Raw genomic sequence first — 15,344 nt, 5'->3', positions numbered from 1 at the left:
ATCAGGCTTTGACGCGCACGATCCAGCGCAGATAGAGCAGCAAGCCGAAAGCGGCGACCGCCAGGCTTGCGCTGTTGGCGAACCAGAAGCCCGCGGCGCCATGCAGCCACGCCGGCGACAGCCCGTCGACGTCGAAGCCCAGCACGTAACCGCCGCCAAGACCAACACCCCAGAGCGATACCGCATAGATCACGGTCGGCACCACGGCCACTTTCCATGCGCGCAGCACGAAGACGGCGCTCACCTGCAAGGCGTCGAAGACGTGATAGCACGCGACGATGGCGAGCAACGGGGTTGCGACGGCCGCAACCAGCGGATCCGACGTATAGGCCGCCAGGATCCACGGCCGGCAGAGTCCCATGATGGTCGCCAGCAACACGCCGAGCAAGCCGGCGAACTCGACGCCACGGCGTCCGATCCGGCGCGCCAATTGGAAGTCTCGCGACCCGATGGCCTGCGCAGTGAGCGTTGCCGTCGCAATCGCAATCGACATCGGCAGCATGTACATGAGCGCACCGAGGTTCGCGGCAATCTGGTGACCGGCGAGCGTCACGTCGCCCAGGCGTGCAATGAAGATCGCCATGAACGAATATGCCGTCACTTCGATCAGGTAGCTCAGTCCCATCGGCACGCCGAGCTTGAGCAACGTGCGAATCGCCTGCCAGTGCGGCCAGCAGAATCGCGAGAAGATAGCGAAATCGCGTAGCTTCGCGTGACGGGCCATCAGCGCGAGCCCGAGCGCACATGACACCCAGTTGATGACGGTCGTGGCGATGGCGCAGCCGGTGCTGCCGAGTGACGGAATGCCCAGTCGCTCGATGCCGTAGATCAGGGCCAGATTCAGTGGGACTTTCAAGGTCAGTCCGGTCACCTGGATGGCCATGACGATGCGCGGCTGCGCCACGGCGGTCGATAGCGAGGAGTACACGCGGAAGAGCAGTGCGGCAGGCAGGCCGAACGCAAGAATCCGGAGATAGGCGCTCGCACGCGCTTCGAGTTCGGGGGTGGCTTCCGAGAGGCGCAGAATGAACTGCGGATGCGACAGCAGCAGGACGCCCGGCACGGCGAGGAACCCGGCGAGCCAGAACGCCTGGCGCACCTCCTCGCCGATGCTCTCGCGCTCACCCGCCCCGAAGCGTTGCGCGGCGATCGGGGAGAGCGCCACGAGCACGCCCATCAGGCCGACATACACGGTGATGTAGATCGACCCGCCAAGCGCAAGCGATGCGAGATCGAACGCGGAGGCGCGCCCGACCATTGCCGTATCCATCACGCCGAAGGCGATGACAGCCAACTGACCGATGAGTACCGGCCAGGCCAGCCCGGCAATGCGTTTGACGTCGTGCCACATGGCGTTGCGCAATGGACGCGGTGGAGGCGGTTAGCGCGGACGCGCCCCACGACGCCACGGACGCTCCTGCAAGACATAGAGGCGGAAGCGCTCGTCGCGGTCAGCCGCACGGCGGCCTTCCCAGAGCTGGCGCCATTCATAGGGTGCCAGCGACAACGGTTCGCTGTAGTCCTGCGAGTCCTGGCGCAGCAGCACGTCGCAATCCTCGTTGGCCGTGCCGAAGCGCATCTTGCCGAAGTAGGCGAACGAGGCGAGCTGTGCGTCGCCGACGCGGGCCGTGCGGATGCAGGTGTAATCGGCCGGCAAATGGGCGGCGATCTGCGCCGCCACGTCGCGATAGGTTCTGCCATAGTTCACGACGGGTAACCACAGTGTCATGAGCAGCACCCACATGAGCGTCGTGCCACCGGACGACAGGACCACGCTGCGCCACAATACCTTCGGGCTGCGCGACACGCGCCAAGCCACCAGCGCGACCCAGGCGCCCGTGACGATCAGGGCGCTGATCAGCGTGACCCAACTGAATTCGGGCGCGAAGCCCGGGACCAGGCGTCGCAGATTACGCGCCGTTGATGCGGGGAATCCAGTGATGCCGGCCAGCCAGACGATCCAGACGAAGCCCGCAAGCACGGTAAACGACAGGACGGCAAACCAGTCGATCGCGTTGACCGTGCCGCGCTTGAGCGTGGGCAGGCCGAAAGCCGCGATGATCGACAGCGCCGGCAACGCCAGCATGAAGAGCTGATTGCCCTGATGGGCCTGCAGCACGATCAGCACGAGAATCGCGATGGCGAAGGCGAGCGCAATCGCGATGTGCGGTGCGCGTCGCATGCCGCGCCACGAATAGAGCGACCACGCGGCGAGTGGCCATGCCGGCCAGGCGAACAGCGCCAGGTTCTTGGCGATATAGCTCAACGAGGCGAGCGTCGGGCCACTGAAGGCGTCCACGCCGATGTCCGCCCACTCGCCGAGCCATTGGCGCGCGCCGCCGGCAAACTTGAGCGCCGCGAGCGGCCACGTGCAGGCAACGAGCAGCGTCACGGGGGTGGAGACCAGCAGCAACATACGCAAGGGCATGGCGCGGCAGACCACGGCAGCGGCCATGCCCGCGAACCACAGCGAGAGCGTCATCAACGGTGAGGACGCGAGCGCCATGCAGCCAAGGGCGAGGCCGAACCAGACGGCGCCCTGGCGTGGCTTGTCGAGGCTGCGCACGAGGCCGTAGATCGCCATCGAGATGAGCGTGAGCTGTCCGACGGTGGAGGTGGTTTCGTGTCCGCGTTCGGCCAGCCCGAAGCAGGCCAGCAAGATCAGCAGCGCGCCGTCGGCGAGCGTGCGGCCGTAGTCGCGCGGTTCGGGCTCACCGCCAAAAGCGTATTTGAACGGTTGCACTTCGGGGCGGCGGCCGAGCAGGTAGGTGCCGTACCAGATGAACGTGCAGGTGGCGTAGAAGCAAAGGCCGGTGACGATGCGCGCGGCGTCGGGCGCGTCGAGCCACGAGAAGGTGCGGATGGCGAGCGCGCCGAGCCACGAGACGAGTGGGCCGGTGTCGTAGATGGGCTTGCCGGCGATGTTCGGCAGCAGCCAGTCGGACAACTGACCATGTGCCATCGTCCACATGACGCCGAAACCCGCGGCGTCTTCGTTCTTCCACGGATCGCGACCGAACAACCCCGCCAGCACATAGATGACACAAATGGCGATCAGCAGCGAACGTGGTAGCGCGCTGGTGGCGGAGGCGGTGATGCGAACTCGTTTCATAGGCCGGACGACAGGACCGGCGCGGTGGCCGGATGGGGAAGACTCAGGGGGCGAGTCGGAACGGACTCGAAGGTGAAACTCGGGGTGACGCCAAGGAAAAACTCGGGGGAATCGGAAAAACCGACAGTATGACAGTAACCGGCGCGAAGACGCAGGCCAGACCCAAGAAAAAAGGGCAGCCTGAGCTGCCCCTTTCCAATGCTTTCTCCAACGCCGGGGTTTGCCCCCGAGGTGCTGGCCCGCCGGTGTCCGTCGGGCCCTGCATCGCGTTGTGTGGCGCGTCGCCGGTAATACTTAGGCGATCTTGCCGCCGGCACGGTTGCCGAACTTCTGGCGGAACTTGTCGACGCGGCCAGCCGTGTCCATGATGCGCTGTTCGCCGGTGTAGAAGTTGTGCGAAGCCGACGACGTTTCGACCTTCACGAGCGGGTAGGTCTTGCCATCCTTCTCGGCCGTTTCCTTGGTGTGGATCGTCGAGCGGGTGATGAATTCGAAGTCGACGCCGGGCGTCATGTCGCGGAACAGGACTTCGCGGTATTCGGGGTGAATGCCTTCTTTCATGATGTACCTTGGGTTAAGTCGGTAGCCAGTCTGCGCGGGAGGATGTTCGCCCGGGACATTGTCCAGGGAGGCACCCCGTTGGCCCGCTAACGCCATCGCCGTCATGCGGCGGGAGGGACGTCAACCACTTTCCGGGTGAGTAAAACGCGCATTATGCCATGAAAACAATGACTTTCGCAAAGTTTTCACGGGCTTGCGACGGGCGCGGGCACCGCCGTGTTGGGCATGCCGTCGCGGGTGCCCGCGGTCGCGGCCGGATCCTGCAGGAAATAGCGGGAAAACAGCGTGTACAGGGCCGGATAGGCGTCGCGGAAGGCATCGGGGGCCACAAAGAACGCTTCGGCGCAGACCGCAAAGAACTCCGACTCGTGCTCGGCGGCGTACGGATCGAGCAGTGACGACGTGGCAAACGCGTCCCAATGGGTATCGGGAACGTCGGACACGTCGTGGCAGAACGCCTCGTACGCGGGGTCGAACACATCGCACCAGGCCTCGGGCGTGAGCTCGCCATGCAGGCGCCGCAGCATCGGCGGTACGCCGTCGGCCTCGCCGCCTTCCATGTCGATCTTGTGCACGAACTCGTGAATCACTACGTTGTACGCCAGCACGTCGCTCGCTTGCACGTCTTGCCAGGACAGGACGACAGGGCCGCCCTCCCAGGCTTCGCCACTCGCCTCCTGCGCAATGTCGTGTACCACGCCGGCTTCGTCCTGCACGGTTTTGCGAATCAGGAACTCGCCGGGGTACAGCACGATGCCCGTCCACCCGCGATACAGCGCGCTCGGCAGGTTGAGAATCGGCAGGCAGGCTTGCGCGGCGACCGAGACACACATCGCGTCGGTCAATGGCAGGTCGTGCGCCGTCGAGAAGCGTTTGCTGCCCAGAAAGTCGGTCGCGAGGGCGCGGAGCTTGTCCAGGTCGGCCGTGCTACGGCGTGCCAGGAACGGCAAGGCACCCACGACCTCGTCCCAGACGGCGTCATCGATCGTGGGGCGTGTGTGCGCGCGCCGGAGGCGGGTGAGCAGGGTTTTGAACATGACGAGCGAAGCCAGTTTGGCGCAGCGGCGGTGGATCTTTCGGTGACTTCGTGCACCGGTGGTGCATCGATTCTAATTTAGCTGCTTTTGGACTGCTGCAAAAATGGCGCCGCACAGCGCGACGATGGCAATGAAATGGAAGCCGTCGATGAACGTCAGGAATGACGCTTGCCGCTGAATCGTCCGTGCAATTTGCGCAAGCGCGGCGCCGTGTGCAGCCGAGGCGGGCACGCCCGCGTGCGTGAGGGCATGGGTGAGCGTGTCGAGCGTCTGCGTGAAGACCGGGTTGAAGGGATTGGCGACCTCCGTCAGGCGAGTGCGGTGCAGCGCTTCACGATGCTGTTCGAACGCGACAATCGTCGAGACGGCGAACGAGCCGGAGAGCTGGCGCAAGATGTTCTTGAGCCGGTAGCCGTGCACGAAGCTTTCATGATCGAAGGTACGAAAGGTCAGGTTGGCCACGGGCAGCACGGTAAAGATGCCGAACACGGCCTTGAGGGCCAGCACGCCGTAGAGTTGCGACTGACCCGCGTCGGGCGGCATGGCGGCGAGCCACAGGCTGGTGGCGATCGTCATCACGAAACCGCCCACGATCAGTAATTTCTTGTGCGTAATGAATCTCGCGGCGCGAAAGTAGGCCACCAGCAGAAGCACGGTGAGCAGCCCCGAATAACCGAGCAATTGCCCTGTTCGCTCGACCGTGAAGCCCAGCCCCTGCTCGAGCATGCGCGGCATCAGGTAGCTCTGCGTGTTCGCCAGGTAGTAGTAGGCCGCGTATAGCAGCAGTCCGACCTGAAACTCCCGACGACGCAGCGATTGCAGGCGTATGAACGGTGCGGGATATTGCCATTGGTGATAGCCGAACCCCACGAGCGCGCCCACGCCGGCGACGGTGAGCAAAGGCAACCATGGGGTTTGCAGCCACAACGTGTAACGCATTTCCTGCAACACGACTTGAAACGCACCCATTGCCAGTGCGAATGCCATGAACGGTGCGAACGGATAGCGGCTATCGGTGGCACGTTCACGCAGGCGGCCCACGTCGGGCACCGAGAACCATGCGAGTCCCGCGAGCAGCACGGCAGGCGGCGCGGTGCACAGGAACAGCGTGCGCCAGGTGTATGTGGAGATGAGCAGTCCGCCGATGAGCGGCGCGGTGGCCGAACCCGTGAATAGCAGCAGGGCGAACGTCTGCACCGTTTTGCCGCGTCGCTCCGCCGGGACGCTCACTTGCGCGAGGATGCGGCACGAACTCATCCAACTGCCCGCGCAAAAGCCTTGGCAGGCCCGCGCGATCACGAGCTGCGTCACGCTTTCACTGGTGCCCGCGACCAGAGCGCCGCAGGCGTAGAGCAGTAGCGACGCGGTCAGATAGCGGCGATAACCCATGCGCTCGACGAACCATTGCTGCTTGAGGATGGCGAGGACAGACGTCATGCCATAGGCCGTCGTCATCCAGACGAACTCTTTGGGTGAGGCGTCGACGCCGCCGGAGATGTAGACGGCGAAGTAGACGAGCAGTGCGTTCTCGAAGAATTCGAGTCCCGGGATCAGGCCAAGCGCGTAGCGGTAGGCTCCGACGCGCATTGGCCTCAGCGGGTCGTTGGGCAGCGACGGAGCGGAACCGGTTGGCGGCGCGGCGGATGTCATGACGGGCGACGGGGGGGCGAAGTCCGATGGTGGGCGCAGGTCAATGCGACTGAGGCTTGCGGCGTCGTGCTACGCGTTCTGCCAGCAGTTGGTCGGCCGGCACGCCGCAAAGCCGTTGTTCGATGTATTGGAGGTCGTGAGCGATCTGCGCTTCTAGTGATTCCGCCTCACGCAATTCCCGGCGCACTTGCACCGTGCGCTCGCGCAACGTATCGAGTTGCACGTGCAGGGCGTCGCGAACGACTTGCAAGTCCTCCTCATTCATGCGCGATTTGCCGGATTCGACCAGGCGCATCGGGCGTTTGAGGATCTCCGTGATCGCGGCAATCGAAAAGCCGAGCGAGCGCATGCGCAGGATGCGGCCGAACGTTGCGAGGTCGGACTCGGCATACATGCGATAACGTCCACCGCTGCGGGCCGGCACGACGAGATTCAGTTCCTCGTAGTACTTCAACGTGCGGGCCGTCACACCGAGCGCGGCGGCGGCCTGGCCGACGGTCAGCAGGCGAGCGTCATCCGAAGGTGTTGCTGCGGCCGACGCGGACGAGGGATCTATGGGCATGCGCTTGCCTCCAATCGGAAGGTGAATCGAATGCTAGCACAACATGTACGTGAACGTATAGGTTTGAGTTGGCAAGCCTCGAAAACCAGCGACCGGGAACGAAGGCAAGGCCGGTGCAAGAGACATCGGCCCGGCCAGCATTGACGCATGAACGTTGCTGCCGGCCGGGCGAAGGGGGTGTCGGTTCAGGAGGATGTGCTCAGCGAGCCGGTGGCTCCGGCGCCGTCTCCCAGCGAATGGCGCGAACGCCAGCCGTGTCGCCGAGCGTCGAGACAAGGTGGACGAGCGCCGCGCGGCGGCTTTGCTCACAGCGCACCCCATAATCCAGTTCAAGCAGGTACCCGCCGGAACGCTCGGAGCGAGAAGCCGCTTCGGGCGTGAGCCGATGCGAGCGAAGGACATGACGAACCTGGGTGTCGATGGCGTGCGCTCTCGACGCCAGTGTGAGCACGACAAGCCGGTACTTCGGCGCGACGCGCGCGCCAGCCGACGTGCTCACGCGGTTCGATGCCGTCGATGCGGGCGAAAGGCGGGCGCGGGCACGCCCGATTAGTGTGGGGATGAGCAGTTGCAGCGTCATGGTGTCCTCCTGAATCAAGGGCCTGGGACGGGGGATGCCGTGGCATGGCGACACATCGCAATGGACATCGCGCAGACTTCGTCGTCCGCTAGGACGCAGGAAGCGCACGCGACGTGCATTGCCATGCATGAATACGACACAAGCGTCGGCAGGCTTTGCGCTCGGACGGCTGCCGACAGATCGAGTCTGTGGCAAACCGACGCGCCAAACGTGCCGGATTCCGGATGGGCGAGCCCATTCGTGAATCGCTGAACTGCGGTCAGGGTGCTGAAAACGGGATCGCCGGGGGAAGCCGATGATGGCGGTGAGACCATCAGGCGCCCATGCGATCGAGGCACTACCGCTGCGGCATGAAGACCGGCAGCGGCAGTCGGTGAGGACTGCGGGTTACCGGGCCAACGCCTCGTCGGCCATTGCCGACGCTTGCGTGCTACTAGAGCAACTGCCCACGGAAAACTCCGTCGTCATTGGAAAGGCACAATACTAGGGTTTTGATGCGCGTCTGTAAAGGCGGTGGCAGGATTCTGCGGTGTTTTGTCAAAAAATCGGCGAATATCATCGATATTTTGGCGGATTTTGTGATTTTTCTGAGGTCCGGTCGGGCTTCGGTGGTGATTCGCCCGAGATTCGCGCGCGGGGGGCTCAGCCGGGCAGTACCTTGCCCGGGTTCATCAGCCCGAGCGGGTCGAAGGCCGTCTTCAGCGCGCGCATCAGCGCGAGTTCGACCGGCGACTTGTAATGCGCCGAGGCGTCTCGTTTGAGTTGCCCGAGGCCATGCTCCGCACTGATGGTGCCGTGATGGGCATGCACACTGTCGTGCACGGCGGCGGTGACGCTCGTCTGATACTGGTGAAGGAAGGCGGCGGGATCAACGCCCTCGGGCGCCATCACGTTGTAGTGAAGATTCCCGTCGCCCAGGTGGCCGAAGGTCACCATGCGGGCACCGGGCGCAAGGCGTTGCACGATCGGATCGGTGGCTTCGAGAAACACGGGTACCTGTGACACCGGTACAGCGATGTCGTGCTTGATATTGAGCCCCGTGGCTGACTGCGCCAGCGGAATGCTCTCGCGCAAGTGCCAGAGCGCATTCGATTGCGCCAGGCTGTTCGCGATAATGGCGTCGCGCACGATGCCCTGATCGACCGCCGTGCTCAGTAAGCGCTCCAGCAGATCGCGTGCATGCGCTTCACTCTCGTTGTCGGAGAGTTCGAGCAGCACGGTTTGGGCATGAGGGTGCGCGAACGGATAACGTTGCTGTGCGAAGACCTGTGCCACGAGTTGGAGGCAAAAGTGCGACATCAACTCGAAGCCCGTGAGCAGCGGTCCTGCCATGCGTTGCGCCAGATTCAGGAGTGCCAGGGCGTGCGCCGGGCTGTCCAGTGCAGCGAGCGCCGTCATGCGTGCGACGGGTTGTGCGAAGAGCTTGAGGGTTGCCGCAGTAATCAGCCCAAGCGTGCCTTCCGCGCCGATAAACAGGTCGCGGAGGTCGTAGCCGGTGTTGTCCTTGCGTAGCCCGCGCAATCCGTCCCATAACTCGCCTTGCGGCGTGACCACCTCGAGGCCGAGGCACAGTTCGCGCGTATTGCCGTAACGCAAGACGGCCGTGCCGCCCGCATTCGTCGCGAGATTGCCGCCGATGGTGCAACTGCCCTCGGCAGCCAGGCTCAGCGGGAACAGGCGTTCTGCGGCGGCGGCCGCCGCCTGCACGTTGGCCAGCAGACAGCCGGCCTCGGCAGTCAGGGTCATGTTCTCGGCATCCACCTGTCGAATGCGATCGAGACGGCGCAAGCTGATGAGCGCCTGACGCCCACTCGTGTCGGGCGTCGCGCCGCCGGCGAGACCCGTGTTGCCCCCTTGAGGCACCATCGGCACGCCGTGGTCGACGCACAGGCGCACGAGGGCGGCGACCTGAGTGGCGTCGGCGGGGCGGAGGACGGCGAGGGCGCGTCCCGTGTAGCGTTTGCGTTGGTCGGTGAGGTAGGCGTCCGTGTCGGCGGCCTCTCGCAGAACGTGGTCGCGGCCCAGCAGGTTCCGGCATGCGGTGAGGAAGGCGGTGTCGTTCATGGCAGGGGACGTCACACTATTTGCGCGATTCACGGTATGGCAACGCTGGTCACCGAGGGCAGGCGCTAACGCGGGCCTGCGGCACGGGCTTTCGCCGCCCGTTTGAAGGGCCGCAGATAAAAGATCGTCGAGAAGAAAAAGATGAGCGACAGCGCGGTCTCGATCCACGCGAGCGAGGCTGATGCCCCCGTGTCCGTCATGCCGCGCACGACGCCTTCGGCAAGAAACAGCAGGATGAACATGCTCGACCACTGAAGCGTATACAGGTTGCCGCGGAGTACGCCGCGCAGCGGCAGCAACAACAGCAGCGCCTTGAGTACCAGCCACGAGCCGCCAGGACGCAGCGGCGCGAGCCACAACTCCCAGGCGAGCGATAGCGCGATCAACGCCAGCAGGCTCGTCATGCTGGCCAGGCGCAGTCCACGGGGTCCGCCGGACGCGGCCGGCGCCCGCGGTTGCGTGCGTGACGGCTGCGCGTGCGCACTGGGGGCGTCGGTGCTGTGGGGCGTGTTCGGCGGTGTGGCAGTCATGGGCTTGTCTTGAGGGCCGGAAATACTGCGGGAAAGCGAGTCGCCGCCGCGCGGGGCGCGGCGTGTTGTGCGGCGCAAGCCCTCATTCTGCCAGCTTGTGTGCGGCCCGGGCGAGTCGTGCGCCGAGCGCCGACGCCAATTGACGCTCGTCGGCCGAGAGCGAACTGCCTTCATGCGCGAAATGGGTGGCGCCGTACGGCGAGCCGCCGGTGCGCGTGCTGGAGAGCGCAGCTTCGGTGTAGGGCAGGCCCATCAGCAACATCCCGTGATGCAGCAACGGGATCATCATCGACAGCAGCGTGCTTTCCTGGCCGCCGTGCAGGCTCGCGCTCGACGTGAACACGCAGCCCGGTTTGCCCGCCAGTGCGCCCGAGAGCCACTGCGGCGTCGTGCCGTCGAGAAAGTACTTCAGCGCAGACGCCATGTTGCCGAAGCGCGTCGGCGACCCGAGCGCGAGTCCCGCACACTCTTCCAGATCGCGCAATTCGACGTAGGGCGGGCCGCTATCCGGGATGTCGGGCGCACTCGCTTCGCATACGGCCGAAACGGCGGGGACGGTGCGCACTCGCGCCTGCGCGCCGGGCACGCTGTCGATGCCGGCCGCGATGCATTGGGCGAGTTGTGCCGTGGTGCCGTGGCGGCTGTAGTACAGGACGAGGATTTCAGTCATGAAGTCGAATCGGCGGGGTCGGGGTAGCGGGCGGGGCCATGCCCGGGGGTGTCGACGAGACGTCGGGAAGTCAACCGGACTGGCGGCGCGTCGTGACGTCGCCGGTTGATCGGTACGACGAAAACGTCGGGGCGAGTCTGGGGCTGGCACACCCATCGGGGCCGTCGGCCTTGGTGTAATAGTGGGTGGAAAAGGATCGATGACGGATCGATGACGGAACGAAAAAGGATCGGAAAAGGATCGGAAAAGTGCGGGTATTATAGGGCGTTCCTATTGGCGTAACGGCCTAACTGTGTAACCCCGTGATCAGGTCCTCGCGTGACCGCGTAATGGATCGCGCGCGATGCACGGTTGCTGGCCGTGCCAGCGTTTTCCCTCAGGAGCCCGATTTGCTCAGATTCTCCCGCATCAATTGGAACAACGTTCGCCAACTGCTGAAATACGCGCTTGCGCGGGCACGGGACGACCGGATTCCACAGGTGGCGGGGAGCCTGACGTTTACGTCGATCTTGTCGATCGTGCCACTATTTGCGGTGACATTTGCGCTGTTCACGGCCTTCCCGATTTTCAATGCGTTTCGCGACGCCTTGCAGAGCTTCCTGCTCGAGCACTTGATGCCCGAGAGCGTCAATGCCCAGATATTCAATTACTTGAACCAGTTCGCGTCGAAGGCGAAAGGCCTGACGGCGTTCGGTCTGATCGGCTTGCTGGTGACGGCCGTGCTCACGTTGATGACGATCGAGTCGGCATTCAATGTAATCTGGCGCGTGCGACGTCCCCGCCCGCTCGCGCAGCGTCTGCTGATTTACTGGAGTCTGCTGACGCTCGGGCCGCTGTTGATCGGGGTGAGCCTGTCGATCAGCTCATACGTCTTCACGCAATCGATGTCGCTGGTGAGCACGTTGCCGCCGGTTGTCGCCTCGCTGCTCGGCCTGATTCCTCCAGCGCTGACCAGCGTGGTCTTCATGCTGATGTATCTCTACATGCCGAATTGCAAGGTGGACTGGCGTGACGCGTTGGTCGGCGGGGTCGTGGCGGCGGTGGCGTTCGATCTGACCAAGCGTGGCTTCGGCATGTACATTCGGCAGTTTCCGACTTATACGGCCGTGTACGGCGCCTTCGCGGCGGTGCCGATTTTCTTGCTCTGGATTTATCTGTCATGGCTGGTAGCGCTGATCGGTGCGACGATCGCGTCGGTGCTGCCGGCGTTACGTCTCGGCCATTTCCAATATCCGCGCTTTCCGGGAAGCGATCTGCTCGATGGCCTGACGCTGATTCATTTGCTCAATCTGGATCGGGAGGCCGGCGGTAGCGGGCTTACGGCGGTGCAACTGGCGAACACCATGCGCACGAGTCTCGATCATGCCGGTGACCTGCTCGCCCGGCTTGAGCGGATGGGGTGGGTCGGGCGATTGACGATGCAGCCGCCGGTAGAGCGTTGGCTGCTGCTCGCGAACCCGCGCACGATGACGCTGGCGCCGCTGGTCGCGCAACTGGCCCTCAACGTCGACGAACTGGCGCGCCAAATGGAGCGTCACGCCCTTGATGGCGCGCATGTCGCCGACATCCTGCGCGCGGGGAAATGGGACGTGCCGCTGGCCGATGCGCTACCGCGCGATGTCACGCCGGCCGATGACGGTGACGACGCGTCGAGCGTGACAGCGGATCGCGACGGCGGCGAGCGCCACGAGGGCGCTAGAGCTTGATGCGGCCGAGACAGATATCCCGAAACATGACCCAGTCGCCCATCAGGCTGTAGATCGGATGGCGGAAGGTGGCGGGCCGGTTCTTCTCGAAAAAGAAGTGGCCCACCCACGCGAATGCGTAGCCGCACACGACCGCCGCGAGCAGCCACCAAGGGTTGCCCGTCGCGGCAAACGCCATCAGAAAGGCGATTACGCCCCACGAGCCGGCAAAATGCAGGCGGCGGCAGACGGTATTGCGGTGCTCACCGAGATAGAACGGGTAAAAGTCCGCAAACCGGTGAAACGCCTGCGCATCATCGTGCCCAGGTGTCATGGCGAGCCTCCTCCATTGGGAAGGTGACGCGCTCAGTGTCGCATGAATTCCACGAGCGCATCGAGCAGGGCGTCCGGCTGTTCCGTCATGATTGCGTGTCCCGCATCGACGATCTTGATCGAGACCGGTGCGCCGGCCTCGCGCAGCGCGTCGAGCAGGGCTTGCGCCGCGCGCGGGGGCGTCATCTGATCTCGCTGTCCCAGCACGGCGAGCACCGGACACCGGACGTGCGCGGCCGCCTCCATCCCCTGATCGTAGCGATTGCACGCCTCGAAATCGATGAGGAACACCTTGGCCGGATTGCGTTGCGACACGCGCTCCATCAACCGTTGATTTCCGCCCCATGTCCAGAAACCCGGGCCGGGCGCCGAAGGCTTGGCGGCGAGCGTGCTGTGCGACCACGCGTTGACGAGGGCGATGGCCTCGGGCTCACGCTCGGCGGCGGCCTCGAGCAGAACGTCGGCGACTTTCATCGGGTAAGCGGTGCCCACCAGCGCAATACGGGACACCCGCTCGGGATGGCGGGCGGCGGCGTCCAGCGCAATCAACGACCCCATGCTGTGCCCGACCCAGGTCGCCTGACGGATGCCGGCGGCATCGAGGACGGTGACGACGCGATCGGCCATCTCGCCAATCGTTGTCAACGGGGCGCCCGTGCTGCGGTGATGTCCCGGCAAATCAAGGGCGAGCACGTTCATGCCGTGATGGGCGAGATACCGGCTTTGTAAGCCCCACACGCTGTGATCGTGCTGCGCGCCATGCAGGAACACAACGGTCGGCAGCGCTGGATCCATCGATTTGCCGGCGGTATAGGCGTAGAGGTTGTTGTCGTCGATGTCGAAGTTCATCGCGCTTGCCCCTTGGCCGTGGATTTGACTGCCGCCTTCAGGCCGCGTTTGAGGTCCTGGATCAGGTCGTCGGGGTCTTCCAGGCCGACCGACAGGCGTACGGTGCCTTCTCCGATGCCAGCGGCCGCAAGCGCTGCGGCGTCCATGCGGAAATGCGTGGTGGAGGCGGGGTGAATGACCAGCGAGCGCGCGTCGCCAACGTTGGCCAGATGCGAGAAGAGTTGCAGCGATTCGATGAAGCGACGCCCTGCCTGCCGGTCGCCCTTCAGATTGAAGCTGAATACCGCCCCCGCCCCGCGCGGCAGCAGGCGCTTGGCTAGTGCGTAGTCGGGGTGCGACGCCAGTTCAGGGTAGGCGACGCTCGCCACGGCCTCGTGTCCCGCCAGAAATTCCACCACCCGACGCGCGTTGTCGACGTGCCGCGCCATGCGCAGCGGTAGCGTTTCGATACCTTGCAGCAGTTGCCACGCCGCCTGCGGATGCAGGCATGCGCCAAAGTCGCGCAATCCTTCGCGTCGCGCGCGCAGCAGGAACGGCGCGACGGAATTCTCTTCGGCGAAGACCATGCCGTGGAAGCCTTCATACGGTTCGGTCAGTTCAGGAAATTTGCCACTCCGCTCGAAGTCGAACGTGCCACCGTCGACCAGAATGCCGCCAATGGTCGTGCCATGTCCGCCGAGGAACTTGGTGGCCGAGTGATAGACGATATCGGCGCCATGATCGAAGGGCCGGATCAGCCATGGTGTGGTGAACGTGCTATCGACCATCAGGGGCACGCCGGCGTCATGCGCGATCTGGGCGACATGGGGGATGTCGAGGACGTCGAGCCCCGGATTGCCGAGCGTTTCGCCAAAGAGCAGCCGGGTCTCGGGGCGTACGGCGGCGCGCCAGCCATCCAGGTCGCCGGGGCGCACGAAGGTGGTCTCGATGCCAAAGCGGCGCAGCGTGTAGTGCAGCAGATTGTGAGAGCCGCCGTACAGCGCGCTGGACGCCACGATGTGCGAGCCTGCGCCCATCAGCGTGGCGATGGCCAGATGCAGCGCGGCCTGGCCGCTCGCCGTGGCGATCGCGCCAACGCCGTTTTCCAGCGCGGCCATGCGCTCTTCGAAGACGGCATTGGTCGGATTGGAAATGCGCGAGTAGACATGCCCCGCGCGTTCCATGTTGAAAAGCGCAGCCGCCTGGTCGGCGTCGGTGAAGACGAACGACGTGGTCTGGTAAATCGGTGTGGCGCGTGCCCCGGTGGCGGGGTCGGGCCCGGCACCGGCGTGCAGGGCAAGCGTGTCGAAATGCGGGACTGACATGTCGGAGAAGGCCTCGCGGTTGGCTTGACGTTGACTTGACAGCGACTTGGCGCTGGCGCGTGATGCGGACATCACGTATGCGGTAATCCTAGCACCACCGCGGGGCATCTCGACAGGCGCTGGCACCCGCATCGGCGAAATGCCGGTGTTGTCTTATGCTTGAGGTGAGGGGACATCCGACCGATCCCCGGAATCGGCCGAAAACCCTCGTCGCACGGACATTCGCGCGTCTTGTTCCTTTCCTTTTCAGACGCTTTCCGATAGCATCTTTCGAACATGATCTAATCACGATAACGAGGCGACAGCGGCGTGCGCGCTGGCGATCCGCCTCGAACACCAAAGTCTGGCAAATGCGTCCGGTGGCATCGTTGCGCCGCAGTTGCCCGAGCATCACAACGAGGAGAGTG

At 64.4% G+C, this 15,344-nt stretch carries 14 protein-coding genes; 1 reads left to right on the top strand and 13 read right to left on the bottom strand.

Annotated elements, in window-relative coordinates; all coding sequences use genetic code 11:
* Position 1 precedes the first annotated feature (1 nt).
* The 10 genes from PTE31013_RS10445 to wrbA form a co-directional block, all read right to left on the bottom strand.
* Positions 2–1,351 (bottom strand): MATE family efflux transporter, encoded by a 1,350-nt coding sequence (locus tag PTE31013_RS10445; protein ID WP_150612756.1) that lies wholly within the window; start codon positions 1,349–1,351, stop codon positions 2–4.
* 30 nt (positions 1,352–1,381) lie between these two features.
* A complete protein-coding gene (locus PTE31013_RS10440; RefSeq protein ID WP_150612755.1) occupies positions 1,382–3,112 on the bottom strand; it encodes an ArnT family glycosyltransferase in 1,731 nt (576 codons plus the stop codon).
* A 294-nt stretch (positions 3,113–3,406) separates the two neighbouring features.
* A complete protein-coding gene (locus PTE31013_RS10435; protein ID WP_150612754.1) occupies positions 3,407–3,673 on the bottom strand; it encodes a type B 50S ribosomal protein L31 in 267 nt (88 codons plus the stop codon).
* Positions 3,674–3,858: 185 nt separating this feature from the next.
* On the bottom strand, positions 3,859–4,710 hold the full coding sequence (locus PTE31013_RS10430) for a M90 family metallopeptidase (RefSeq protein WP_150612753.1): 852 nt from the start codon (positions 4,708–4,710) through the stop codon (positions 3,859–3,861).
* A gap of 72 nt (positions 4,711–4,782) precedes the next feature.
* Positions 4,783–6,297 (bottom strand): MFS transporter, encoded by a 1,515-nt coding sequence (locus PTE31013_RS10425; RefSeq protein ID WP_174978510.1) that lies wholly within the window; start codon positions 6,295–6,297, stop codon positions 4,783–4,785.
* A 103-nt stretch (positions 6,298–6,400) separates the two neighbouring features.
* Positions 6,401–6,922, bottom strand: coding sequence for a MerR family transcriptional regulator (locus tag PTE31013_RS10420; RefSeq protein ID WP_150612751.1), 522 nt, complete (start codon positions 6,920–6,922; stop codon positions 6,401–6,403).
* A 199-nt stretch (positions 6,923–7,121) separates the two neighbouring features.
* On the bottom strand, positions 7,122–7,502 hold the full coding sequence (locus PTE31013_RS10415; protein WP_150612750.1) for a hypothetical protein: 381 nt from the start codon (positions 7,500–7,502) through the stop codon (positions 7,122–7,124).
* A 642-nt stretch (positions 7,503–8,144) separates the two neighbouring features.
* Positions 8,145–9,566, bottom strand: coding sequence for an FAD-binding oxidoreductase (locus tag PTE31013_RS10410; RefSeq protein WP_150612749.1), 1,422 nt, complete (start codon positions 9,564–9,566; stop codon positions 8,145–8,147).
* A 65-nt stretch (positions 9,567–9,631) separates the two neighbouring features.
* Positions 9,632–9,970, bottom strand: a complete 339-nt coding sequence (locus PTE31013_RS10405) for a DUF2069 domain-containing protein (RefSeq protein WP_246174310.1) — start codon at positions 9,968–9,970, stop codon at positions 9,632–9,634.
* Between the two features lie 208 nt (positions 9,971–10,178).
* Positions 10,179–10,766: an NAD(P)H:quinone oxidoreductase gene (gene wrbA, locus PTE31013_RS10400; protein WP_150612747.1), complete on the bottom strand. Its 588-nt coding sequence runs from the start codon at positions 10,764–10,766 to the stop codon at positions 10,179–10,181.
* A 389-nt stretch (positions 10,767–11,155) separates the two neighbouring features.
* On the opposite strand from wrbA, the gene PTE31013_RS10395 reads away from it, so the two are divergent.
* Complete coding sequence (locus PTE31013_RS10395; protein ID WP_150612746.1) at positions 11,156–12,472, top strand: YihY family inner membrane protein; 1,317 nt, start codon at positions 11,156–11,158, stop codon at positions 12,470–12,472.
* On the opposite strand, the gene PTE31013_RS10390 is transcribed toward PTE31013_RS10395, so the two are convergent.
* The 3 genes from PTE31013_RS10390 to PTE31013_RS10380 are packed head-to-tail and all read right to left on the bottom strand — an operon-like array spanning position 12,462 to position 14,937.
* Positions 12,462–12,785, bottom strand: coding sequence for an Mpo1-like protein (locus PTE31013_RS10390; protein ID WP_150612745.1), 324 nt, complete (start codon positions 12,783–12,785; stop codon positions 12,462–12,464). The two genes, PTE31013_RS10395 and PTE31013_RS10390, sit on opposite strands and share 11 nt — an antisense overlap.
* A 32-nt stretch (positions 12,786–12,817) precedes the next feature.
* A complete protein-coding gene (locus PTE31013_RS10385; RefSeq protein WP_150612744.1) occupies positions 12,818–13,633 on the bottom strand; it encodes an alpha/beta fold hydrolase in 816 nt (271 codons plus the stop codon).
* Positions 13,630–14,937, bottom strand: coding sequence for an O-acetylhomoserine aminocarboxypropyltransferase (locus tag PTE31013_RS10380; protein ID WP_150613025.1), 1,308 nt, complete (start codon positions 14,935–14,937; stop codon positions 13,630–13,632). The genes PTE31013_RS10385 and PTE31013_RS10380 overlap by 4 nt, the downstream gene beginning before the upstream one ends.
* Between the last annotated feature and the right edge of the window lie 407 nt (positions 14,938–15,344).

Source organism: Pandoraea terrigena, from assembly GCF_902459705.1.
Taxonomy (GTDB): domain Bacteria; phylum Pseudomonadota; class Gammaproteobacteria; order Burkholderiales; family Burkholderiaceae; genus Pandoraea; species Pandoraea terrigena.
Note: the sequence above shows the minus strand (reverse complement) of the source record. Positions and strands in the feature narration are given on the sequence as shown.

What these genes read in the sequence shown, in the direction of transcription:
- PTE31013_RS10445 (WP_150612756.1), bottom strand. Translation starts at nt 1,351, where the DNA reads ATGTGGCACGACGTCAAACGCATTGCCGGGCTGGCCTGGCCGGTACTC.
- PTE31013_RS10440 (WP_150612755.1), bottom strand. Translation starts at nt 3,112, where the DNA reads ATGAAACGAGTTCGCATCACCGCCTCCGCCACCAGCGCGCTACCACGT.
- PTE31013_RS10435 (WP_150612754.1), bottom strand. Translation starts at nt 3,673, where the DNA reads ATGAAAGAAGGCATTCACCCCGAATACCGCGAAGTCCTGTTCCGCGAC.
- PTE31013_RS10430 (WP_150612753.1), bottom strand. Translation starts at nt 4,710, where the DNA reads ATGTTCAAAACCCTGCTCACCCGCCTCCGGCGCGCGCACACACGCCCC.
- PTE31013_RS10425 (WP_174978510.1), bottom strand. Translation starts at nt 6,297, where the DNA reads ATGCGCGTCGGAGCCTACCGCTACGCGCTTGGCCTGATCCCGGGACTC.
- PTE31013_RS10420 (WP_150612751.1), bottom strand. Translation starts at nt 6,922, where the DNA reads ATGCCCATAGATCCCTCGTCCGCGTCGGCCGCAGCAACACCTTCGGAT.
- PTE31013_RS10415 (WP_150612750.1), bottom strand. Translation starts at nt 7,502, where the DNA reads ATGACGCTGCAACTGCTCATCCCCACACTAATCGGGCGTGCCCGCGCC.
- PTE31013_RS10410 (WP_150612749.1), bottom strand. Translation starts at nt 9,566, where the DNA reads ATGAACGACACCGCCTTCCTCACCGCATGCCGGAACCTGCTGGGCCGC.
- PTE31013_RS10405 (WP_246174310.1), bottom strand. Translation starts at nt 9,970, where the DNA reads ATGACGAGCCTGCTGGCGTTGATCGCGCTATCGCTCGCCTGGGAGTTG.
- wrbA (WP_150612747.1), bottom strand. Translation starts at nt 10,766, where the DNA reads ATGACTGAAATCCTCGTCCTGTACTACAGCCGCCACGGCACCACGGCA.
- PTE31013_RS10390 (WP_150612745.1), bottom strand. Translation starts at nt 12,785, where the DNA reads ATGACACCTGGGCACGATGATGCGCAGGCGTTTCACCGGTTTGCGGAC.
- PTE31013_RS10385 (WP_150612744.1), bottom strand. Translation starts at nt 13,633, where the DNA reads ATGAACTTCGACATCGACGACAACAACCTCTACGCCTATACCGCCGGC.
- PTE31013_RS10380 (WP_150613025.1), bottom strand. Translation starts at nt 14,937, where the DNA reads ATGTCAGTCCCGCATTTCGACACGCTTGCCCTGCACGCCGGTGCCGGG.